Consider the following 21,160-nt stretch of genomic DNA (forward strand, 5'->3'; position numbering starts at 1 on the left):
GGTCGCTCCCCGGGCGGGGGACGTCGCGCCCCGGCGGGTCAGGGGTGCCTCACTCGGCTTCGAGGACGAAGAAGAGGAAGCAGATGAAGGCGGTGCGGTCGCCGAGGTCGGGCGGCAGCAGCTCTCGCGGGGTGTCGGGGTCGAACGGCGGCTCGCTGATGACGCGGATGCGGAAGCCGGCGTCGGCGAAGGCGTCGGACATCGCGTGGAGCGGACGGTGCCAGAAGGTGAGGGTGACGTCGTGGCCGTCGCCGAAGGTGTAGACGTCGGAGTAGGGGGTGACGGCGAAGTAGTCGGCCTCGGGGTCGCTCGCCTCGAGGATGCGCGGGTGGTTGACCGACAGGAGGAGGCGGCCTCCGGGCCTCAGCACCCGGTGGAGCTCGGCGAGCGGCGCCGACCAGTCCTGCAGGTAGTGCAGCACGAGGGAGACGACGGCGTCGTCGAACGTGTCGTCGGCGTAGGGGAGCGGCGCGCCGAGGTCGGCGACCTGCAGGTCGGCTCCGGGCCCGAGCCGCTCACGGGCGAGCTCGACCATGGCGGGGCTGCCGTCGAAGCCGGTGACCGTGGCGCCGCGGGCGCGCAGGTCCTCGAAGAGCGGCCCGGTGCCGCAGCCGGCGTCGAGTACGCGGTGGCCCTCGACGTCGCCGGCGAGGCGCAGCATGGCGGGCCGGGCGTAGTGGGCGTTGAAGAGGCCCGACTCGTTCGTCTCGGCGTAGCTGCGGGCGAAGGTGTCGTAGTGGTCGGCTCGCATCGGCGGTTCCCTGTCAGCAGTCGGTGGGTCGGCGGGTGCGCGGGACGTCAGGCGCCGGTGCGGCCGTCGACGCCCTCGCGCAACAGGTCGAGGTGGCCGCAGTGCTGGGCGTACTCGGTGATCATCCGCAGCACGAGCCAGCGCAGGTCGACGTCCTCGACCCAGTCGAGCGGGCGGGCCGTGTCGTCGAGGTCGTGCGCGGCGACGATCGCGCGCGAGACGGCGCACTCCGCGCGCCACGTGGCGAGGTCGGCTTCGAAGTCGGCGTCGGGCGGTGGCTCGAAGTCGAGGTCGGGGTTCTCCGTCGTGAAGAAGAGGAACGGCACGTCGCGCCGCTCGAAGTTCTGCTGGAACCACCAGCGCTCCACGCCGGCGAGGTGGCGCACGAGGCCGTGCACCGACATCGTCGACGGCGGCATCGAGCGCTGCCGCGCCTGCTCTTGGGAGAGGCCACGGCACTTCATCTCGATCGTCGCGCGGTAGTGGTCGAGGTATGCCGCCAGCGCCTCACGCTCGGGGGCCACCCTCGGGATGCGGGGACGGTCGTCGTCGGGCCACTCCGGTGCGAAGTCGTCGTCGGTGAGGCCGGACTCCGTCCGGGCCGTTGCCTCGTCAGGCTGCTCGCTCACGCGAGCCACCCTGCCACGTCGGGCGACCCAGCGGGGTCAGCGCGGCGCCAGGAGCTCGAAGAGCTCGGTCGTCGTGTCCATGTAGCGCGCGGTGGTGCCGAGGTGACGCATCCCGAGGCGGCGGCATACGGCCTGCGAGGCGGTGTTGTCGGGATGGGTCACGGCGACGACGTGCTCGAGCCCGCGGGCGAAGGCGTCGGTGCACGCGGCGGCGGCAGCCTCGGTCGCGTAGCCGTGGCTGCGGGCGTCGGGGTGGAGGTGCCAGCCGACCTCCACCTCTGGTGCGGGAGTGGAGTGCTCGCCGCCCGAGAACGGGATCGGCTTGAGCAGCAGGTTGCCCAGGCGGGTGCCGTCGTGGTCCGCGATGAGCCAGATGCCGTGGACGTAGTGCTCGCTTGTCGTGCGGCGCCGGGCGATCGAGGCCAGCGCCTCGTCGCGGGTGGTCATGGTGCGTGGCGCGGCGCCGAGGAATCGCACGACGTCCCAGCGGCTCTCGAGGTCGAGGAGGAAGTCGGCGTCGTCGACCTGCCACGGCCGCAGCACGAGACGCTCCGAGGTGATGGTGCGCATGCTGCACCGTACGGGGTCCGATCGGCCGCGGTTCGGCGGCGCACGGGCTACGCTCGGCGGCATGGCGATCTTCCGCACCGTGCTCGAGGCGACCGGCGGCAACAACGTCGGCATCGTCGTGCCCGAGGAGACCGTGCTGTCGTTCGGGCGCGGCAAGCGAGTGCCCGTGGTGGTCACGATCGACGGCGGCTACACGTACCGCACCACGGTCGGCGTCATGGGCGGGCGCTACCTCGTGTCGTTCAACGCCGAGACGCGCAAGCAGACGGGGCGCGGTGCGGGCGACGAGGTCGAGGTCGAGCTCGTCGTCGATCCCGACCGCTGAAGAAAGCCCTCCAGGGGCTGGCGCGCCGCTAGGGTCGCGGTGTGCCCGAGTTCAGCTGGCGACCGGCCAACGAGGCGACGGATGCGGACCTCGAGGCCGTGTTCGAGAGTGGCGGTGCGCGCAAGTGCCGTTGCCAGGGCCTGAAGGTCGCGGGCTGGATCTGGCGCGACACGACCCAGGAGGAGCGCGACGCCGCCCTCGTGGAGCAGGCCGGCTGCGGCACCGAGGGGCCGACCTCCGGCCTCATCGGCTACGTCGACGGCGAACCGGCCGGCTGGGTCGCCGTCGAGCCGCGGGAGAACTACCCACGCATCTGGGCGCGGCAGAAGGCGTGGATGCGCCAGGACCCTGAGCTCGAGGGCGTCTGGTCGGTCACCTGCTTCGTCGTGCGCAAGGGATTCCGGCGTCAGGGGCTGATGTACGAGCTCGCCGCGGCGACGGTCGAGTACGGCACGCAGGTCGGCGCGCGCGTGCTCGAGGGCTATCCCACCGAGCAGGCTCCGGGCAAGACGGTGATCTGGGACGAGGCGTCGGTCGGGCTGCTGCAGGTCTTCCTCGACGCCGGCTACGAGGTCGAGGCGTCGCCCACCCTGCGCCGGCGGGTGGTGCGGCTCCAGCTCGGCACGGCGCGCTGACGGCCGTGTGCCGGCGGCGCCTTCGCGCTGGTCCGGCGGGCTAGTGGGTAGCAGGGCGCGGGGTCACGCTCCGGCCGCCCCACTGCTCGGGGGCGACGTCCTCGATCGTCTGGTTGAGCACCCACTGGTGACCGAACGGGTCGTCGACGGTGGCCTGCCGTTCGCCGTACTCCCAGTCGTGCACGGGATCGACGAGCACGCCACCCCGAGCCGTCGCCGTCTCGACGACCTGGGCGACGTCAGCGACCTTGAGCATCACCTGGTGGGAGCGCCCCTCCTGCGGGACTCGTCGCCCGGGTCGCACCTCCGCCACGACGAGCTCGGCAGGCGGCCCCTCGGGCAGCCCGAGCTGCGCGCGGTGCCCCTCACCGATGCGCACGTGCTCGACGAAACCGAACACCTCGGCGTACCAGGCGACGGCCTCGCGGACGTCGGTCACGGTGAGGACGGGTGCCACACGAGCGTGCGGCGCCGACCGGTTGGTGAGCATCCAGCCACGGTAGCGAAGCACGGTGCGGCGTGGCCGGTGCATCAGGAACACGACCCGTGCTGCGGCCGTGTTTCGTCCGGGACGAGTGCGACGATGCGGCCATGACCACCCCGACACAGGCTGCGGTGACGTGGAAGCAGGCGCTGGCCTGGCGGATGGAGCGACATCTGCTCGAACCGGTGGGGCCCGCGTCCGCGGCCGACGTCGTGCGCCGGCTCGGCGCCGTCCTGTCGATGGACGAGTCGCTCGCCGAGCTGGCCGTGCGGACCCGGAGCACGTCGGCGGCTGCCGGTGACCTGGCCCGGGCGCTGGCAGACGGCACGGTGATCAAGGCGTTCGCGTTCCGGGGCTCGATGCACTACCTCTCACCCGAGGACGCCGGCATCTACCTCGCGCTCCGCGCGGCCGGGCGACAGTGGGAGCTGCCGAGCTGGGTGGACTTCTACCGCCTCGAGCCGGAGGCGTGGCCGGCCTTCCGGGCGGCCGTGCGCGAGGCGCTGGACGACGGGCCGTTGACGGTAGGGGAGCTGGGCGCGGTGCTGACCCGGCAGCGCGCCTACCGGCACCTGGCACCGGTCTTCGAGGAGGGGGCCGGAACGCTCATCAAGCCGTTGACCTGGTTGGGGGACATGAGCTTCGGCCTGCCACGCGACGGCCGGCGCACCTTCCAGCGCCTCGACCGCAACCCGCTGTGGTCGGGCATCCCCGAGCTCGACGAGGCGGGACCGCGCGCCATCACGGCATACCTGATGACCTACGGCCCGGCGACCCCCGAGCACCTGCACCACTGGCTCGGCAACGGCCTGAGCGCGGGCCGCAAGCGGATCGACACGTGGTTCGCGGGTCTGCGTGACCGTCTGGCTGCCGTCGACGTGGAGGGCACCACGGCCTACGTCGTGCGCGAGGACGTCGACGCCCTCACGGCCGCCTCGCCGTCGGAGGTCGTGCGCTTCCTGCCCGGGCACGACCAGTGGGTGATGGGGCCCGGCACGAAGGACGTCCACGTGACGCCGCCACCGTGTCGGGATGCCGTGACCCGCAAGGCCAACCCGGTGATCGCGGGTGGCTTCGTGGGCGGCACGTGGTCGCGCAAGGGCGACGAGGTGACGGTCGTCTGGATGGGAGGAGGTCGGCCACCGCGAGCGGCCCTCGAGCAGGAGACTGAGCGGCTGGCCAGCCTCCTCGGTTTGGACCTCCGGGTGAGCGTGGGGACCTGAGCCTCCCCACACGGCCCTCGGCGTCCAGCTCGCGGGCCGGTCAGGCGTCCACCTTGGGTGGGCCGGCCAGCGGGCGCACCTCGATGGGCACGCACGTCGGCGCCCCACCGGGGCCGGGCGAGGACGATGCCTTGGCGGCGATCTCGTGGGCTCGTTCCGCGCTGGCGCAGTCGACGACCCAGAAGCCGATGAGGAACTCCCTGCCCTCCGGGTAGGGACCGTCGGTGACGACCGGCACACCGCCGTCGTAGCGCACGATCCGGGCCTGGTCGGGCCAGCTGAGGCCCGCGTTGAACACCATCTCGCCGTTCTCCTCCAGCTCGCGGTCGAACGCGCGCTGGAACTCGATCATGTTCGTGATGTCCTGCGGCGACCAGGCCAGCGCCTCACGGCCGTCGTCCTGGCCCACATGCATCATCAACATGTACTTCATCCGGGCGCTCCTTCCACGATGGCGTCCGCCGCTGTCGACGGCAGCGGCTGGACGCACCTGGCATGCCGGCCAGTGTCCCCCGGCGAGCCCGGTGAAGGCGAGACATCGGCCGCAATCGGCCGCGAGGACCTCGTCGGACGCACGGTCAGCGCGCGATGGCGATCCACGCGCACAGACCGCCGTGCCTGCGCTGGCGACCCGGTGCCCGGTCGGGAGCCTCCCGTCGTCCTGGGCGGCGCGGCCGCCGTAGGCCGCTGCACCCCAGGGTGCGCCGGCGGCCAGGCCGGCCTGGAACAGGACGACCAGTCCGAGCAGACACGCTGAGACGACGCCGAGCCAGGCTTCGGGCACCGGCGGATCGTGTCAGATCCGTGCGGTGAACGTCGCTGTTGGGCTTGACGGTGCGTGGGCGTGGTGATCGCATCGGTCACGTCCTGGATCTCGGGCCGAGTCGAGGTCCAGCGCCAACAGCGCGCCCACTCGCCGAGCGGCTGCCTGGAACGACTGCGCTGGCATGCCTGTCGTTCTAGCGTGGATCCATGCCCACCGCGGTTCATGAGTCCGACGTCGTGGTCCTCGCAGGTGCCTTGCTGGGTCTCGGAGGCGCCGCGAGATCCGGAGCGGCATACCGTCCGGGCACCCAGCTCCTTGCCCTGCTGGAGCCGGATGACTTCTCGGAGCTGACGATCGATGTCTCGGGGTCCACGAGTCGCCTCGGTCCGACGCTCTCCGCCCTGGACGCCGTCCAGCTGGCCTTCGATGCGGCCGCGGCTGCCGTCGCCTACCGGGTGACGTTCGAGGGTGACGACCAGGAGCGCGGTGGTGACCCCGACGAGGAGGTGGTGCTCGACCGTCTCAGGCAGCTGGTGCCAGAGGCAGCGTGGGAGCTCGAAGTCCTCGAGTTGGCGGCGGGCTCCTTCAGGACCCGGCTCAGAGCCATCAGGGAGGATGAGCGCACGCCATCTCGGCTCCTGTCGATCGCCGTCCTCGCCGCTGCAGTGCTCAGCGCCATCTTCCCGCCGGCCACCGCGGTCGCGGGCGTGGTGGTCGCCGTCGGCGGCGTCGGCGTCGCGTTCGCCGCCAAGCCGGGGGAGCGAGCGAAGGCCCCGAAGGAGCTGCTCTCGGCGCGACTCGAGTCACGTCAGACGGCCGCCAGGAAGGCGAGCGGCCCGGTCGAGGATGCTCGGGTGGAGCAGTTGCGAGCAACCCATGACAGGGCCAGGTTGCACCAGCTCGAGGCGGACGTGGATGAGCTGGGTGCTCAGCTTGGTCGAGTCGGGAGGGCACGCCTCCAGTCCGTCGACCCGGTCACCGTTCGGGAAGCGGTGGAGAAGGTGACCATGACCTTGGCGAAAGGGCAGGCGCCAGAGAGCGATTCGAAGGAGTAGCAACCTGCGGGTTCGAGCGGACGTGCTCAGCTGAGAGCGGCCCGGATCGGCCGACCGGGGAAGGCGCCGACGTCCAGGCTGCCGTCGCGCACCACGAAGGTGCCGTCGACGAGGAGGTGGCGCACCCCCACGGAGGGACGCGTCGGGTCGACGTAGGTGGCGCGGTCGCTGACGGTGGCGGGGTCGACGACCACCAGATCGGCATCCGCGCCGACACCGAGCCAGCCCTTGGTCCGTGCGGCGGGGGCGAAGCCTGCGACCACCTGCGCGGGCAGGTACGAGCAGCGCCGGAAGGCCTCCGTCCACGACCACGCACCGGTCTCGACGACCATCCGGCGGAGCGAGCGGGAGAACGTCCCGGCGGTACGCGGGTGCGTCTGCCCACCGTCGGGGAGCGGCCACTCGCGGCTGTCGGTTGATCCGTCCGGCCACTGCACGTGCATGGCATCGCTGGCGACGATCGAGTCCGGGAACGCGAGCGCGCGCTGGAGCAGCGCCGCGTCCTCTGGGCTCTCCTCGTCGAGGAAGGAGACCACGCACACGGCGCCGGGGTCGGTCGCGCGCAGCTCGGTCAGCCGCGCGACCGAGGCGACCTGCTCGCCGGTCGTGACGAGTCGGATCGACGACGGCTGCAGCCCCCACGCGCCGAGCCGTTCCGGGGCGAGGAAATAGGCACCGATGGCGGTGCTTCCGGCGCCATAGGGGTAGGCCTCGACGGTCACCCGGGACCCGTCGGCCCGCGCGCTGTCGAGCAGGCCCAGCACCCGGTCGACGTGACGGCGGGAGGTGCTGTTGACGTGGCAGTGGTGCATCGCGGCGCCCGATTCCGCTGCGGCACGGACGATCTCGAGAGAACCGTCGATGGGCGTGGTCGGGTCGGCCTCGATGATCTCGCGCACGTGGGTGAAGGTCGCGGTGCCGGTGCGCGCCGCGAGGCGGGCGACGTCGAGGAACTCGTCGGGGTCGGTCCGTGGGGCGTAGCCCATCAGGACCCCGATGCCCAGCGCGCCGGCGTCGAGCTCGGACTCGAGCAGCCGCAGCCACGCCGCCCGTTCGGACGGCGACGACGAGCGCTGCCACGCCGGGTCGCCCAGCACCTGGAGCGACGCGTGCAGGTCGGCCGCGGGCGTCGCTCCCAGGTGCACCGTGGCCCGTGCGTCACCCCAGGAGGCCGAGAAGCCGTAGTGCAGGACTCGTCCGTCGGCGGCCGCGCGGGCGTAGGCGTGCTCGACCGGCATCAGCCCCGCCTCGAGGTCGAGCGTCGTCGTGACGCCGTCGAGCGCCTGCAGCCGCTGCCCTGCGATGGAGTGGACGTGGCTGTGCAGGTCCACGAAGCCCGGACCGACCACGAGGCCGGTCACGTCGACGACGGCCGCACCCTCGGACGCACCCTCGGCCGCGAGGGACGGGCCGACGGCGACCACCGAGCCCCCGTCCACCGCGACGTCGGCCACTTGTTCGGTCCCGGAGCGCGGGTCGATCACGCGCCCGCCGCGGAGAATCAGCACCCCCACAGGAAACACCCGTCCCGCCGCGCTCTCACTGGCTGATCGCACAAATCGCTCCCGACCTTGCTGTCCGATCGGACGAACAATGGCGCCGGAGACGCGCCTACGGTGCCGCTATGCCAACACAGGACAGCCCCCAGGACAGCACTCGGGGCAGCGCCGGGCCGCGGGTCGCCGCCACCTGGCTCGACGAGAACTTCGCGCGCCTCGTCGAGGAGCGAGGCGTCCCGGGAGCGACGATCGCCGTGCTGGCGGGCGGTGAGGTCGTCACCGCCGCGGGCGGCGTCACGAGCCTCGCCACCCAGGTGCCGGTCGACGCCGAGACCGTCTTCCAGATCGGCTCCATCACGAAGATCTGGACCACGACGCTCGTCCTGCAGCTCGTCGACGACGGGTTGCTCGACCTCGACCAGCCGCTGCTCGACCACCTGCCCGAGCTGGTCATCGGCGACATGGAGGCGGCCAAGGCGCTCACCACGCGCCACCTGCTGACCCACACCGCCGGCTTCGAGGGCGACATCTTCACCGACACGGGCCGCGGAGAGGATGCCATCGAGAAGTACGTCGCCACCCTCACCGACCTGCCCCAGGTCTTCGCACCGGGGGAGACCTTCTCCTACAACAACACCGGGTTCGTCGTGCTCGGTCGCCTCGTCGAGGTCCTCCGGAACAAGCCGTTCGACGAGGTGCTCCTCGAGCGGATCGCTGCGCCCCTCGGTCTCGAGCGCGTCAGCCCGAGCCCGTACGAGGCGATCCGGCACCGCGCCGCCACCGGTCACGTGCCCGGTGAGGACGAGCAGCCGGCCCCCGCGACCACCTGGGCGCTGGCGCGCTCGAACGCCCCCGCGGGGTCGATGCTGGCGATGACCCCGACCGACCTGCTCGGCTTCGTCCGGATGCACCTCGACGGCGGCGTCGCACCCGACGGCACCCGCGTGCTCGGTGCCGGGTCGGTGCAGGCGATGCGGCACCGCGAGGTCGACCTGCCCCGGCTCGCGGGCATGGGTGACGCCTGGGGCCTCGGCTGGGAGCTCTTCGACACGCCGCAGGGCACCGTCGTCGCCCACGACGGCGGCACCATCGGCCAGGCGGCGTTCCTACGGGTGGTGCCCGAGGCGGGCGTCGCGATCGCGCTGCTCACCAACGGCGGCGACGTCTTCGGGCTCTTCACCGACGTGGTCGCGACCCTGCTCACCCGGCTCGCCGGCGTCGAGCTGCCGGGCCGCCTGACCCCGCCGGCCGACCCGCAGCCGGTCGACGTCAGCCGCTACCTCGGTCGCTACGCCGACACCATCTACGACATCACCGTCAGCCAGGACGGGGACGGCCGCGTCTGGCTCGACCGCCAGCCCAAGGACATCCATGCCGAGATCGGTGAGAAGCCGATCCGCTTCGAGCTCGTGCACCTCGTCGACGACAGCCTCATCACCGTCGAGGACCACCACGGCATCCACGTCGTCTTCGCCTTTCTCGGCTCGGTGGCGACTGCCTCGGGCGCCGAGAAGGCGAAGTACGTCCACTACGGACGGGTGGTCGCCCGCGTCGAGTGACGCGCCGACCCTCCGACCGGCCCCACGCACACGCAGGTCCCCGCCCCACCCGTAGACGTCCGAAGAAAGAGGAATGCCCATGAGGCCGGTCCGCTCGAGTGCCATCCTGGCGCTCTCCCTCTCGACGGCCACCGTCGGCCTCGCCGCCTGCGGTGGGTCCGACGGCGGTTCGAGCACCAGCACGTATGCCGTCGGCAAGACCTTCACGCTGGCGCTCTCCGCGGACCCCGGGGCGCTCGACCCCCAGGGCAGCGCGTCGAGCCCGCTCTTCCAGGTCAGCAAGTTCGCCTACGACAGCCTGGTCTCCGTCGACGCCAAGGGCCAGGTCACCTCCGGCCTCGCGTCGAAGTGGTCGGTCGACGGCAAGACGGTCACCTTCGAGATCGCACCGAAGGTCACGTGCGCAGACGGTTCGGCGTTCACCGCCCAGACCGCGGCGGACAACATCACCTACGTCGAGGACCCGAAGAACAAGAGCCCGTTCCTCGGGGTCTTCGTGCCGGCCGGCGCGACGGCCAAGGCTAGCGGCAGCACCCTCACGGTCACCCTCGCGACGACGTCGCCCTTCGTGCTGGACTCGTTCGCCAACCTGCCGATGGTCTGCGACGCCGGCATGAAGGACCGCGCCTCGCTCAAGGCCGGCACGGCCGGCACCGGTCCCTACACCCTCAAGGAGGCGGTGCCCGGGGACCACTACACGTATGCCATCCGCACCGGCTACGCGTGGGGCCCGGGCGGCGCCACGACCGCCACGACCGGCATGCCCGCCACCATCCAGGTCAAGATCGTGCCCAACGAGACGACGGCCGCCAACCAGCTCCTCTCCGGCGCGCTCAACGCTGCCGCGATCCACGGGCCGGACGCCGCCCGTCTGGAGGCGGCCAAGCTCGACCACGACGACGCCCAGGCGATCGTCGGCGAGCAGTGGTACAACCACGCCAAGGGCCACGACACCGCCGACCCGGCGGTGCGGCAGGCCCTGACGCAGGCGCTCGACCTCGCGCAGCTGCAGAAGGTGATCACCTCGAACCGCGGTGGCCCCGCGACCCAGCTCGCCGTCGTCGCGCCCGCCGCGTGCACCGGCTCGTCGGTCGAGGGCAGCGTGCCCGGCACGGACCTGGCCGCCGCCGGAGCCGCGCTCGACGCCGCAGGCTGGGTCAAGGGCGCCGACGGGATGCGCGCCAAGGCCGGCAAGCCGCTGTCGCTCTCCTTCCTCTATGACGCCTCGCTCGGTTCGGGCGGCAGCGCCGCCTCCGAGCTCGCCGTCGACGCGTGGAAGAAGCTCGGCGTCACCGTCAAGGCCAAGCAGCTCGACGAGAACGGCATGGTCAACGCGATGTTCGGCACCGGTGACTGGGACATCGCCTGGGAGCCGCTCAACATCAACACGCCCGAGCAGGGGGTGCCGTTCTTCTCCGGGCCCGCCGTCACGGCCGGCGGCAACAACATGGCCGGCATCACCAACGCCGAGTACACCTCGCACGTGCAGTCGGCGATGGGCAAGGTCGGCACCGACAGCTGCCCCGACTGGCTGGCCGCCGAGGCTGCGCTGTTCAAGGCCAACGACGTGGTCCTCTTCGCCAACAGCAAGCTGCCGTTCTTCAGCAAGGGCGCCGAGCTCGACGTCCTCGGCAGCGTCGTGCCCACCAGCATCCGGATGCTCGGCTGATCGGGGGGTGACCGCGAGATGGCAACTCTGACACCGGCGGCCGCTCCGCCCCGGCCTGCTGCAAGATCGCAGGGCCGGCTGGGCGGGAGGTGGACGCGTTTCGCGCTGCGTCGCGCGGGGCGGCTGCTGGTGTCGCTGTGGGTGCTCGTCACGCTGTCGTTCCTGATGATCCACCTGGTGCCGGGCGACCCGGTGCGGGCGGCCCTCGGGATGACGGCGCCGACCGAGCTCGTCGAGGCCAAGCGGCAGGCGCTCGGCCTCGACGACCCGTTGCCCACCCAGTACGTGCACTACCTCGGCAACCTCCTCCGCGGCGACCTGGGCGAGTCGATCACCTCGCAGCTCCCGGTCTCGGAGACGATCAGCCAGCGGCTCCCGGCGACGGCATCCCTCGCGGTCCTGGCGTTCCTCGTCGCCGTCGCGGTGGCCGTTCCGCTCGGCGTGGCCGTCGCCGTCGCGACGAGGCGGGGCCGGCGCCGCCGCACGGAGCTGGCGTTCGCCGGCAGCAGCGTCGTGCTCGGCGCGATCCCGGACTTCCTCGTGGGCGTCGCCCTGGTCGCCGTGTTCGCGGTCGGCCTCGGATGGTTCCCCGTCGCAGGCCGCACGGATGCCTCGTCGTACGTCCTGCCCGTCCTGGCCCTCGCCATCGGTCCGGCGGCCGTCCTGGCGCGCATCGTCCGCGTCGAGATGCTCGCCGTGCTCGAGACCGACTACGTGCGCACGGCCCGGGCGAAGCGACTGCCGCCCCGACGCATCCACCTCAGGCACGCGCTGCCGAATGCCGTCACGGCGACGCTCACCCTCGGCGGCATGCTGCTGGCCTCGATGATCGCCGGCACGGTGCTCGTCGAGAACGTCTTCTCGTGGCCCGGTCTGGGCAGCACGATCGTCGCGTCGATCGTGACCAAGGACTACCCGGTCGTCCAGGGCACGGTCCTCGTCTACGGGCTCGGTGTGCTCGTCATCAACACCTTGGTCGACGTCGCGCTCGCCGTGCTCGACCCCCGTTCGACGATCGGTGAGCTCTAGTGATGTCCCAGCGCTGGTCCCGCATCGTCAGGACGCCCGTCGGCATCGTCGGGTCGGGCCTGCTCGGCTGCATCGTGCTGCTAGCGGTCTTCGCCCCGATCCTCTGGGGCGACAGGGCCAGTGCCGTCGACACCGACAACCTCCTCGCCGGCCCGTCGGCGCAGCACTGGTTCGGCACCGACAACCTGGGCCGCGACCTGTTCTTCCGGGTGCTGGTCGCCACCCGACTCTCCCTGGAGCTGACGCTCGTGGCCACCGCGCTCGGGACGGTGATCGGGCTGGTGCTCGGCACCGCGCCGGAGCTGCTCGGTGGCCGGCTCGGCCGCCTCGTCACGGCCCTGGTCAACGTCTTCGTGGCGTTCCCCGGGCTGCTCCTCGTCCTCGTCTTCGCCGTCATCTTCGGTGTCGGTGCGCGGGGGGCCGTCCTCGCGATCGGCCTCGCGGTCGCCCCGGGGCTCGCCCGGCTGTGCCACACGCTCATCGCCGGAGTGACCGGGCTCGAGTACGTCGCCGCGGCGCGGATCGCGGGCGTCAACCGCTTCCGGATCATGGCCCGGCACGTGCTGCCCAACGTCGCCGAGCCCCTCGTCGTCAACGTGACCATCACAGCCGGGGCCATCCTGCTGAGCTTCGCCGGTCTGTCGTTCCTCGGGCTCGGCGTCCAGGCGCCGGAGTACGACTGGGGCCGGCTGATGCAGGACGGCCTGAGCGGCATCTTCGTGCACCCGCTCGCCGCGCTCGGTCCGGGCATCATGGTGGTCCTCGCCGGGCTCGCCTTCAACCTCACGGGCGAGGCGATCGCGGGGGTGTTCGGCATCTCCACGCCGACGACCACGGGCCCCGGAACGACGAGGGTGCCGGCCGCGGACGTGCCCGCGAGCGAGACCTCCCACGACCAGGTTGCCGACCGCGAGCTCGTGCTCGACGTCCGCGACCTCTCGGTCACCTTCCCCGGCGCGCACGGGCCGGTGCGGCCGGTCCGCGGCGTCTCGTTCGGCATCGCCTCCGGCGAGGCCGTGGGCGTCGTGGGGGAGTCGGGGTCCGGCAAGTCCCTGACGGCGCTGTCGATCGCCGGCCTCGTCGAGGAGCCGGCGAGCGTCGACGCCCGGCACCTCGCCTTTTGCGGTACCGACCTGCTCGAGAGGTCGGCGACGGACCGGTCCCGCGACGAGCTGCTGGGCACCTCGCTCGCCGTCGTCTTCCAGGACCCGATGACCTCGTTCAACCCGACGATGCGGATCGGCGCCCAGCTGGCCGAGGTCGGCCGCCACCACCAGGGACTCGACCGCAGGCAGGCGTCGGACCGTGCCGTCGACCGGCTGCGGGCCGTCCGCGTCCGCGACCCCGAGCGCCGGGCCCGGCAGTACCCTTTCGAGTTCTCGGGCGGCATGCGCCAGCGCGCCATGATCGGGATGGGGCTGATGGGCAGCCCCCGGCTCATCATCGCCGACGAGCCGACGACCGCCCTCGACGTCACGGTCCAGAGCCAGGTGCTGGCGCTGCTCCAGGACGTCCGCCGCGAGGAGGGGGCCGCGCTCCTGCTCATCAGCCACGACGTCTCGGTCGTCGCCGACGTCTGTGACCGCGTGCTCGTCATGTATGCCGGCCGCATCGTCGAGGACCTGCCGACCGCCGACCTGCACACGAAGGCCCGCCACCCCTACACCCGCGCGCTCGTCGCTGCGGTGCCCGCGATGACGACCGACGTCGATGCCCCCCTCGCCACGATCCCCGGCCACCCGGTCGAGCCGGCGCAGGTGCCGGTCGGCTGCGCCTACGCCGCACGGTGCCCGCTGGCCACCGACCGCTGCCGCGAGCAGGACCCGACCCTCACGGCGGGCCCGGGTGGGAGTCGCGTCGCGTGCTGGCACGCCGACGGGCCGGTCGACGTCGTGACGACGGCGCAGGAGGCGCTCGCATGAGCACGCTCGAGTTCGACCACGTGACAGTGCGATACGGCGCGAGCACCGTGCTCGACGAGGTGAGCCTGACGGTTCCCGACGGCGGGATCGTCGGCCTCGTCGGGGAGTCGGGATCGGGCAAGTCCACCCTCGCCAAGGCGGCCGTCGGGCTCGCGCCGCTGCACGGTGGGCGGATCCTGCTCGACGGCGAGCCGATCCGCCTCACGGGTCGGCACCGACCCGTCCAGATGGTCTTCCAGGACCCGTTCAGCTCCCTCGACCCGAGGATGACCATCGGGGAGAGCATCGCCGAGGCGCTCCACCGGCCCGACGCGGGGCGCCTCTCGCGGGCCGGGCGTCGCGCCGAGATCGCCCGGCTCCTCGAGCTGGTCCACCTCGACCCCGCCCGCGCCGGGCGCCTCCCCGGCGAGCTGTCCGGTGGCCAGCGGCAGCGCGTCGCGCTCGCCCGGGCCCTTGCCGGCCGGCCCCGGCTCGTCATCGCCGACGAGATCACTTCGGCGCTCGACGTCTCCGTGCAGGGGGCGGTGCTCAACCTCGTCCGTGAGATGCAGCGCGAGCTGGGCCTGTCGATGCTCTTCATCTCCCACAACCTCGCGGTCGTCCGCTACGTGGCCGGCCAGGTGGCCGTCATGGAGGGCGGCCGGATCGTCGAGCACGGGCCCACGGCCGAGGTGCTCGGACGCCCGCAGCATGACTACACCCGACAGCTGCTGGCCGCCGTGCCCGGCGGCCACGCCACCCCCACGAAGGAGACCACCCCATGACCACCCCCGTGACCCCCGGGACCCCCGGGACCCTGAAGCGCCCCGACCTCGACGGCGCCCACTGGGAGGCCCGGCTCGCCGAGCTCGCGAAGAAGCACGGCGTCCCCGGCGCCCAGCTCGGCATCCTGCGCCTCGGTGTCGACGGCGCCGACGACGAGGTCGTCACGACCGCGACCGGCGTCCTGCACGCCGGCACCGGGCAGCCCGCCACGGCCGACTCGGTCTTCCAGATCGGCTCGGTGTCGAAGGTGTGGACCGCGACCGTCGTCATGCAGCTCGTCGACGAGGGCCGGTTCGCGCTCGACACCCCCGTGGTCGAGATCCTTCCGGAGCTCGCGCTGCGCGACACGGAGGTCACCAAGAAGGTGACGGTCTGGAACCTGCTCACCCACACGAGCGGCATCGACGGCGACGTCTTCACCGACACCGGCCGCGGTGACGACGCGCTCGAGAAGTACGTCGCCCAGCTCGGTGAGGCGGCGCAGAACCACCCCATCGGCGCGACCTGGTCCTACTGCAACTCCGGCTTCTCGCTCCTCGGCCGGATCATCGAGGTCGTCACCGGGAAGACGTGGGACGACGCGATGCGCGAGCGGCTCTTCGTACCCCTCGGCCTGACCCACACGACGACCCTGCCCGAGGAGGCCATGGTCTTCGCCCACGCGATGGGTCACCTCAAGGGCGGCGACGAGCCGCAGACCGCCCCGGTGTGGGGCCTGCCTCGCTCGGTCGGACCGGCCGGCCTCATCACGTCCTCTCCTGCCGACGTGCTCGGCTTCGCGCGGATGCACCTGACCGGTGGCGTGGCGGCGGACGGCACGCGGGTCCTGTCCGAGGAGAGCGTGGCCGCCATGGCCGACTACCAGACCGAGTGCCCCGAGAAGATCCTGCTCGGGGACTCCTGGGGCCTGGGCTGGTTCCGCTGCGACTGGAACGGCCACCGTGCGATCGGCCACGACGGCAACACGATCGGCCAGGCCGCGTTCCTCCGGCTCCTGCCGGAGGCCGGCATCGCCGTCTCCCTCAACACCAACCTCGCCAGCGCGATCACGCTCTACCAGGAGCTCTACGAGGAGATCTTCTCGGCGCTCGCCGACGTCCACCTCCCCGCTCCGTTCGAGCTGCCCGCCGAGCGGGCCGAGGTCGACCCGACGCCGTACCTCGGCACCTATGCCCGCGAGTCTGTCACCGAGGAGGTCTATCTCGAGGACGGCAGGACCTGGATGCGCACCACCGTCTCCGGCCCGGTCGCCGAGGCGTCCGGCGCGGCGGAGCCCGAGGTGCACGAGCTGGTCCCGGTCGGCGACGCCCTCTTCGCGGTGAAGCCCGACAAGAGCGAGGCGTACTACCCGGTCCGCTTCTACGCCCTGCCCACCGGCGAGGAGTACGTCCACTTCGGCGCCCGCGCCACGCCGAAGCAGCCTGCATGACAGCGCTCCGCGACACCCGCCGGGCCGGGCCGGGCCTCGACGAGCTGCTCGCCGACGTGCGCGAGCTCGTCGAGTGCGAGTCACCGTCCGTCGACCTCTCGGCCGTCGAACGCTCGGCGGATCTCGTCGCGCGACTCGGATCGGAGCGGCTCGGCGTCACGCCGGAGCGCCTCGTCGTCGATGGCGTCCACCACCTGCGCTGGCGCTTCGGCCCGCCGGCGGCGCCACGCGGCGTCCTCGTGCTGGCCCACCACGACACGGTGTGGCCGATCGGCACGCTCGCGTCGGCACCGTTCGGGGTCGCCGACGGCGTGCTGCGGGGTCCTGGTTGCTTCGACATGATCGGCGGCCTGGTGATGGCCCTGCACGCCATCGCCGACCTCGACGAGCGCGACGGCGTGACGCTGCTCGTGACGGGCGACGAGGAGGTCGGCTCGGCGAGCTCCCGCGAGCTGATCGAGGACGAGGCCCGCCGTGCCGATGCGGTGCTCGTGCTCGAGGCCTCGGCCCACGGCGGGGCACTCAAGACGGCCCGGAAGGGCACGTCGCTCTACGAGCTGCGCATCACCGGTCGAGCCGCCCACGCCGGGCTGGAGCCGCAGAAGGGGATCAACGCCACCCTCGAGCTGGCGCACCTGGTGCACGAGGTCGCGGCCCTGGCCGACCCCGGCGCCGGCACCACGGTGACGCCCACGGTGGCGACGTCGGGCACCACCGTCAACACGGTGCCGGCCCTCGCCCGGTTCTCGGTCGACGTGCGGGCCTGGACGGCGGGCGAGCAGGAGCGCGTCGACGTCGCGCTGCGGGGGCTCCGGCCGGTCCTGCCCGGTGCCGGGCTGCACGTCGAGGGGGGCGTCAACCGGCCCCCGCTGGAGGAGGAGGCGTCGCTACCGCTCTTCGAGCGGGCCCAGTCGGTCGCCGCCCGGCTCGGGATGTCCGAGCTGTCCCGGACGGGCGTGGGCGGTGCCTCGGACGGCAACTTCACGGCCGGGCTCGGCGTGCCGACCCTCGACGGGCTCGGCGCGGTCGGCGGGGGAGCGCACGCCGACGACGAGCACGTGCTCGTCGACCGGCTGGTCGACCGGACCCTGCTGCTGCGGGCGCTCATCGAGGAGCTGCTCGCGCCGTCGCCACCGACCGAGGAGCACCACCATGACCGCTGAGCCGTGGGCGTCCTACGCCGCTGCCGCCGCGGCGTCCCGCGTCGTCGTGCGCGAGCTGCTCACCCTGGAGGAGCTGCAGGATGCCGCCGCCGTCCTCGGCCGCATCTGGGGGACCCCCGACCACCCGCCGCTCAGCGCGGAGCTGCTGCGCGCCATGGGCAAGGCGGAGAGCTACGTCGCCGGTGCCTTCGACGCCGACCGGCCGGAGGCGGGAGTCGTCGGCGTCTGCGTGGGCTTCCACTCGACGCCGGCCGCCCGCGCGATGCACAGTCACATCGCCGGGGTCACGGACGCCGTGGCCGGCCGTCACGCCGGGTTCGCGCTCAAGCTGCACCAGAGGGCGTGGTGCCTGGATCGCGGCATCGAGCTCACCGAGTGGACCTACGACCCGCTCGTCTCCCGGAACGCCTACTTCAACCTGGCCAAGCTCGGCGCCCGCGTCGCCGAGTACCTCCCAGACTTCTACGGCGCCATGGCCGATCCGATCAACCGTGGCGACGACAGCGACCGGATCCTCGTGCACTGGTCGCTGGCCTCGCCCGAGGTGGTGCAGGCGTGTGCCGGGTCGCCGGTGCGGGCGACCGTGCCCTCCGGTGCCGCGGCCTCCTGGGTGCAGGTGCCGCGCGACATCGGGGGCCTCCGGCTCACCGACCCCGAGCAGGCGCGGACCTGGCGCGCCAAGGTGCGCGACCAGCTGGTGGCGGCGCTGGACGTCGGTGGGCGTGTCGCCGGTTTCGACAAGGAGCGGGGCTACCTCGTCCTGCCACGTGAAGGAGATCTGCCGTGAGTGTGAAGCTCGAAGGCGTCGAGCTGCGCCGCGTCGCGATGCCGCTGGTGTCGCCGTTCCGGACCTCGTTCGGCACCCAGACCGCGCGCGACGTCCTGCTGCTCCGCGCCGTGACCTCCGAGGGGGAGGGCTGGGGCGAGTGCGTCGCGATGTCGGACCCCCTCTACTCGTCGGAGTACGTCGACGCGACCGCCGACGTGCTGCGGCGCTTCTTCCTGCCGGCACTGGCGGCCTCGTCGGAGGAGCTCCAGCGCCACGGCGCGAACGCCGTCAACGCGGTGCTGCACCGGTACAAGGGCCATCGGATGGCCAAGGCGGCCGTCGAGATGGCCGTGCTCGACGCCGAGCTGCGGGCCGAGGGTCGGTCGTGGGCGCGCGAGCTGGGGGCCGTCCATGAACGCGTGCCGTCAGGGGTGTCGGTCGGCATCGTCGACAGCATCCCGCAGCTGCTCGACGTGGTCGGTGGCTACCTCGACGCCGGCTACGTCCGGATCAAGCTCAAGATCGAGCCCGGCTGGGACGTCGAGCCGGTGCGCGCCGTCCGGGAGCGCTTCGGGGGCGACGTGCCCCTGCAGGTCGACGCCAACACGGCATACACCCTCCGCGACGCCCGCCACCTGGCCGAGCTCGACGACTTCGACCTGCTCCTCATCGAGCAGCCGCTCGAGGAGGAGGACATCCTCGGCCACGCCGAGCTGGCCCGGCTCATCAGGACGCCCGTGTGCCTGGACGAGTCGATCGTCTCCGCACAGTCCGCGGCAGCTGCGATCTCGGTCGGTGCGTGCTCGATCATCAACATCAAGCCCGGACGCGTCGGGGGCTACCTCGAGGCCGTACGCATCCACGACGTCGCGGTCGCCCACGGACTGGCCGTGTGGTGCGGTGGCATGGTCGAGACCGGGCTCGGGCGCGCTGCCAACGCAGCCCTCGCGGCACTACCCGGCTTCACCCTCCCCGGTGACATCTCGGCCTCGGATCGCTTCTACGAGAAGGACATCACCGCGCCGCTCACCATCTCCGAGGGCTACATGGACGTTCCCGACGGGCCGGGTCTCGGGGTCAGCCCGATCCCCGAGGTGCTCGACGCCGTCACCACGTCCTCGGAGTGGATCGCGCTCTGAGGACCGTCGGGCACCGAGGACGTGGACTCGCCGTCCAGCGCGTCGGCGAGCCCTATTCTGGGCCGGTGAGCCAACGTCCTCGTGCCAGCCTCGGGCGGGTGCTCCAGGACCTGGGGGACTCGTTCCTCGAGCTGGTCGCGGGGGACCCCGAGCGCGAGCGCGAGATCGGCGGCGTCGTCATCCACGACCCGGACGACGAGCCGGTCCACCCACCGGGCGCGCTCGTGCTCGGTGTCGGCGTCCCGCACGCCGCTCTCCCGGGCCTCGTCCGCGACGCCGGTCGCCGCGGCGCCACCGGGGTGGTCGTCCGCGCGCCGGTGGTGATGGACGCCACGCTCGACGCAGCGGTGCAGGACGCCGGGCTCGCCCTGCTCGGCCTGCGTCGTGGCGCGACGTGGAGCCAGCTCACGGCGCTGCTCCGCTCCCTCCTCGCGGAGGACGACATCGGGCCCGCCGAGGCGGAGTCGATCGGCGGGCTGCCGTCGGGCGACCTGTTCGCCGTGGCCAACGCCGTGGGCGCGCTCCTCGACGCGCCGGTGACGATCGAGGACCGGAGCTCGCGCGTGCTGGCCTTCTCGGGCCGGCAGGACGAGGCCGACTCGTCCCGGGTCGAGACGATCATCGGACGCCAGGTGCCCGAGCGGTACGCGAAGATGCTCACCGAGATGGGCGTCTTCAGCCAGCTCTACCGCGAGCACCGCCCCGTCGTGGTCGACCCCGCCGACCTCGGCGCGGACGCGGTCAACATGCAGCGCGTCGCCATCGCGGTGCGCGCGGGCGACGAGGTGCTCGGCTCCATCTGGGCCGCGATGGACGGCGAGGTCACCCCCGAGCTCACCGCGGTGCTGCAGGACTCCGCCAAGCTCGTGGCGCTGCACATGCTGCGCGTGCGCGCCGGCGCCGACGTGCAGCGCCGGCTGCGCACCGACCTCGTGAGCACCGCCCTGGAGGGTGGGGCCGGCGCGCGCGACGCGTTGAGCCGGCTGGGCCTGGCCGGCACTCCGGTCGTCGTGCTCGCGGCGACCCTGCGGGCCGAGCACCCGGACGTTCTCCCGGTCAGCCACGCGGTGCCCGGCGTTGGGAGCGGCGCCATGAGCGGCGTCGGGAGCGGCGCAGGCTCCGGCGATCTCGAGCGGGTCGCCGACGCGCTCAGCCTGCACCTGTCGGCGTCCTCGCCCGGCTCAGCCGTCGCCGTGGTCGGTGGCATCGCCTACGGCCTGCTCGCCGTCGTGGCCGGCACCGAGCCGGAGGGGCGGGCCGCCCGTCTGGCAGAGGAGTTCTGCGAGCGCGTCGGCAGTCGCCTGCCGATCGTGGTCGGCATCGGTGGCGTCGGTGCGGACGTGCGTGGCGTGACGGACTCGCGCGAGACGGCGACCCGGGTGCTGCGGGTCCTTCGCGAGGGGCACTCGGCGCAGCGGGTCGCGCGCCTCTCCGACGTCCACGCCGAGTCCCTGCTGCTCGAGCTGCGCGACCTCGCCGCCGCGCGCGGGGAACGGCCGACTGGTCCCGTCGCCCGTCTGCAGGCCTACGACGAGGCCAACGACTCCGACCTGACCGGCACCCTCGCGGCCTGGCTGGACGCGCTCGGCGACGTCCGCGCGGCCGCCGCCGCACTGTTCGTCCACCCCAACACGCTGCGCTACCGGCTGCGGCGGGTCGAGGAGGTCGGCGGTGTCGACATCGCCGATCCGGAGCAGCGGTTCGCGGCGATGGTGCAGCTGCGGATCCTCGCGCCTCGCTGACTCCGGTTGCGAGCGTTGTGGGGCGTACCGTCGAGGT

Annotated in this window: 20 protein-coding genes; 14 read left to right on the plus strand and 6 right to left on the minus strand. The window is 72.6% G+C overall.

Going from position 1 to position 21,160, the window contains the following annotated elements; translation table 11 throughout:
• Positions 1-49: 49 nt before the first annotated feature.
• From ABD979_RS00940 to ABD979_RS00950, 3 genes are read right to left on the minus strand one after another with little or no spacing between them, the layout of a single operon-like run.
• Complete coding sequence (locus tag ABD979_RS00940; protein WP_345505536.1) at positions 50-751, minus strand: class I SAM-dependent methyltransferase; 702 nt, start codon at positions 749-751, stop codon at positions 50-52.
• A gap of 47 nt (positions 752-798) precedes the next feature.
• Positions 799-1,380 (minus strand): DinB family protein, encoded by a 582-nt coding sequence (locus ABD979_RS00945; protein ID WP_345505537.1) that lies wholly within the window; start codon positions 1,378-1,380, stop codon positions 799-801.
• Between the two features lie 36 nt (positions 1,381-1,416).
• Entirely contained in the window at positions 1,417-1,950 is a 534-nt protein-coding gene (locus tag ABD979_RS00950) for a GNAT family N-acetyltransferase (protein WP_345505538.1), read from the minus strand.
• Between the two features lie 61 nt (positions 1,951-2,011).
• Here ABD979_RS00950 and ABD979_RS00955 point away from each other — a divergent pair, with 61 nt between their 5' ends.
• A complete protein-coding gene (locus ABD979_RS00955) occupies positions 2,012-2,275 on the plus strand; it encodes a DUF1905 domain-containing protein (protein ID WP_345505539.1) in 264 nt (87 codons plus the stop codon).
• 41 nt (positions 2,276-2,316) lie between these two features.
• Complete coding sequence (locus ABD979_RS00960) at positions 2,317-2,910, plus strand: GNAT family N-acetyltransferase (RefSeq protein ID WP_345505540.1); 594 nt, start codon at positions 2,317-2,319, stop codon at positions 2,908-2,910.
• A 40-nt stretch (positions 2,911-2,950) separates the two neighbouring features.
• On the opposite strand, the gene ABD979_RS00965 is transcribed toward ABD979_RS00960, so the two are convergent.
• Positions 2,951-3,400 carry a VOC family protein gene (locus ABD979_RS00965; RefSeq protein ID WP_345505541.1) on the minus strand — a complete coding sequence of 150 codons (450 nt, stop codon included), beginning with the start codon at positions 3,398-3,400 and terminating at the stop codon, positions 2,951-2,953.
• A gap of 101 nt (positions 3,401-3,501) precedes the next feature.
• Here ABD979_RS00965 and ABD979_RS00970 point away from each other — a divergent pair, with 101 nt between their 5' ends.
• A complete protein-coding gene (locus ABD979_RS00970; protein ID WP_345505542.1) occupies positions 3,502-4,617 on the plus strand; it encodes a DNA glycosylase AlkZ-like family protein in 1,116 nt (371 codons plus the stop codon).
• A gap of 40 nt (positions 4,618-4,657) precedes the next feature.
• Here ABD979_RS00970 and ABD979_RS00975 read toward each other — a convergent pair whose 3' ends face one another.
• Positions 4,658-5,050, minus strand: a complete 393-nt coding sequence (locus ABD979_RS00975; RefSeq protein ID WP_345505543.1) for a YciI family protein — start codon at positions 5,048-5,050, stop codon at positions 4,658-4,660.
• Between the two features lie 539 nt (positions 5,051-5,589).
• On the opposite strand from ABD979_RS00975, the gene ABD979_RS00980 reads away from it, so the two are divergent.
• On the plus strand, positions 5,590-6,438 hold the full coding sequence (locus ABD979_RS00980) for a hypothetical protein (protein WP_345505544.1): 849 nt from the start codon (positions 5,590-5,592) through the stop codon (positions 6,436-6,438).
• 26 nt (positions 6,439-6,464) lie between these two features.
• On the opposite strand, the gene ABD979_RS00985 is transcribed toward ABD979_RS00980, so the two are convergent.
• Entirely contained in the window at positions 6,465-7,946 is a 1,482-nt protein-coding gene (locus ABD979_RS00985; protein WP_345505545.1) for an amidohydrolase family protein, read from the minus strand.
• Between the two features lie 116 nt (positions 7,947-8,062).
• Between ABD979_RS00985 and ABD979_RS00990 the strand changes: the two genes are divergently transcribed.
• From ABD979_RS00990 to ABD979_RS01035, 10 genes are all read left to right on the plus strand, one after another.
• Positions 8,063-9,496, plus strand: a complete 1,434-nt coding sequence (locus ABD979_RS00990) for a serine hydrolase domain-containing protein (protein WP_345505546.1) — start codon at positions 8,063-8,065, stop codon at positions 9,494-9,496.
• 79 nt (positions 9,497-9,575) lie between these two features.
• A complete protein-coding gene (locus tag ABD979_RS00995) occupies positions 9,576-11,165 on the plus strand; it encodes an ABC transporter substrate-binding protein (protein ID WP_345505547.1) in 1,590 nt (529 codons plus the stop codon).
• Positions 11,166-11,183: 18 nt separating this feature from the next.
• On the plus strand, positions 11,184-12,194 hold the full coding sequence (locus ABD979_RS01000; RefSeq protein ID WP_345505548.1) for an ABC transporter permease: 1,011 nt from the start codon (positions 11,184-11,186) through the stop codon (positions 12,192-12,194).
• Between the two features lie 2 nt (positions 12,195-12,196).
• Complete coding sequence (locus ABD979_RS01005; protein ID WP_345505549.1) at positions 12,197-14,116, plus strand: dipeptide/oligopeptide/nickel ABC transporter permease/ATP-binding protein; 1,920 nt, start codon at positions 12,197-12,199, stop codon at positions 14,114-14,116.
• Positions 14,113-14,880 (plus strand): ABC transporter ATP-binding protein, encoded by a 768-nt coding sequence (locus ABD979_RS01010; RefSeq protein ID WP_345505550.1) that lies wholly within the window; start codon positions 14,113-14,115, stop codon positions 14,878-14,880. The genes ABD979_RS01005 and ABD979_RS01010 overlap by 4 nt, the downstream gene beginning before the upstream one ends.
• Positions 14,877-16,310, plus strand: a complete 1,434-nt coding sequence (locus ABD979_RS01015) for a serine hydrolase domain-containing protein (protein WP_345505551.1) — start codon at positions 14,877-14,879, stop codon at positions 16,308-16,310. Before ABD979_RS01010 ends, ABD979_RS01015 begins: the two co-directional genes overlap by 4 nt.
• A complete protein-coding gene (locus ABD979_RS01020) occupies positions 16,307-17,473 on the plus strand; it encodes a M20 family metallopeptidase (RefSeq protein WP_345505552.1) in 1,167 nt (388 codons plus the stop codon). Before ABD979_RS01015 ends, ABD979_RS01020 begins: the two co-directional genes overlap by 4 nt.
• Positions 17,463-18,260 carry a GNAT family N-acetyltransferase gene (locus ABD979_RS01025; RefSeq protein ID WP_345505553.1) on the plus strand — a complete coding sequence of 266 codons (798 nt, stop codon included), beginning with the start codon at positions 17,463-17,465 and terminating at the stop codon, positions 18,258-18,260. Before ABD979_RS01020 ends, ABD979_RS01025 begins: the two co-directional genes overlap by 11 nt.
• Positions 18,261-18,262: 2 nt before the next feature.
• Positions 18,263-19,381 carry an o-succinylbenzoate synthase gene (gene menC / locus ABD979_RS01030; protein WP_345505572.1) on the plus strand — a complete coding sequence of 373 codons (1,119 nt, stop codon included), beginning with the start codon at positions 18,263-18,265 and terminating at the stop codon, positions 19,379-19,381.
• A 65-nt stretch (positions 19,382-19,446) separates the two neighbouring features.
• The gene (locus ABD979_RS01035; protein ID WP_345505554.1) at positions 19,447-21,123 is read left to right on the plus strand and encodes a PucR family transcriptional regulator; all 1,677 of its coding nucleotides are present in this window, start codon (positions 19,447-19,449) and stop codon (positions 21,121-21,123) included.
• Positions 21,124-21,160: the final 37 nt, after the last annotated feature.

It is taken from the genome of Terrabacter aeriphilus, from assembly GCF_039542985.1.
Taxonomy (GTDB): Bacteria; Actinomycetota; Actinomycetes; order Actinomycetales; family Dermatophilaceae; genus Terrabacter; species Terrabacter aeriphilus.

Bases quoted from the DNA above. Each gene is read 5' to 3' on its own strand.
- ABD979_RS00940 (WP_345505536.1), bottom strand. From the start codon at position 751: ATGCGAGCCGACCACTACGACACCTTCGCCCGCAGCTACGCCGAGACG.
- ABD979_RS01020 (WP_345505552.1), top strand. From the start codon at position 16,307: ATGACAGCGCTCCGCGACACCCGCCGGGCCGGGCCGGGCCTCGACGAG.
- ABD979_RS00950 (WP_345505538.1), bottom strand. From the start codon at position 1,950: ATGCGCACCATCACCTCGGAGCGTCTCGTGCTGCGGCCGTGGCAGGTC.
- ABD979_RS00955 (WP_345505539.1), top strand. From the start codon at position 2,012: ATGGCGATCTTCCGCACCGTGCTCGAGGCGACCGGCGGCAACAACGTC.
- ABD979_RS01010 (WP_345505550.1), top strand. From the start codon at position 14,113: ATGAGCACGCTCGAGTTCGACCACGTGACAGTGCGATACGGCGCGAGC.
- ABD979_RS00970 (WP_345505542.1), top strand. From the start codon at position 3,502: ATGACCACCCCGACACAGGCTGCGGTGACGTGGAAGCAGGCGCTGGCC.
- ABD979_RS01005 (WP_345505549.1), top strand. From the start codon at position 12,197: ATGTCCCAGCGCTGGTCCCGCATCGTCAGGACGCCCGTCGGCATCGTC.
- ABD979_RS00975 (WP_345505543.1), bottom strand. From the start codon at position 5,050: ATGAAGTACATGTTGATGATGCATGTGGGCCAGGACGACGGCCGTGAG.
- ABD979_RS01025 (WP_345505553.1), top strand. From the start codon at position 17,463: ATGACCGCTGAGCCGTGGGCGTCCTACGCCGCTGCCGCCGCGGCGTCC.
- ABD979_RS00980 (WP_345505544.1), top strand. From the start codon at position 5,590: ATGCCCACCGCGGTTCATGAGTCCGACGTCGTGGTCCTCGCAGGTGCC.
- ABD979_RS00995 (WP_345505547.1), top strand. From the start codon at position 9,576: ATGAGGCCGGTCCGCTCGAGTGCCATCCTGGCGCTCTCCCTCTCGACG.
- ABD979_RS01015 (WP_345505551.1), top strand. From the start codon at position 14,877: ATGACCACCCCCGTGACCCCCGGGACCCCCGGGACCCTGAAGCGCCCC.
- ABD979_RS01000 (WP_345505548.1), top strand. From the start codon at position 11,184: ATGGCAACTCTGACACCGGCGGCCGCTCCGCCCCGGCCTGCTGCAAGA.
- ABD979_RS00965 (WP_345505541.1), bottom strand. From the start codon at position 3,400: ATGCTCACCAACCGGTCGGCGCCGCACGCTCGTGTGGCACCCGTCCTC.
- ABD979_RS00990 (WP_345505546.1), top strand. From the start codon at position 8,063: ATGCCAACACAGGACAGCCCCCAGGACAGCACTCGGGGCAGCGCCGGG.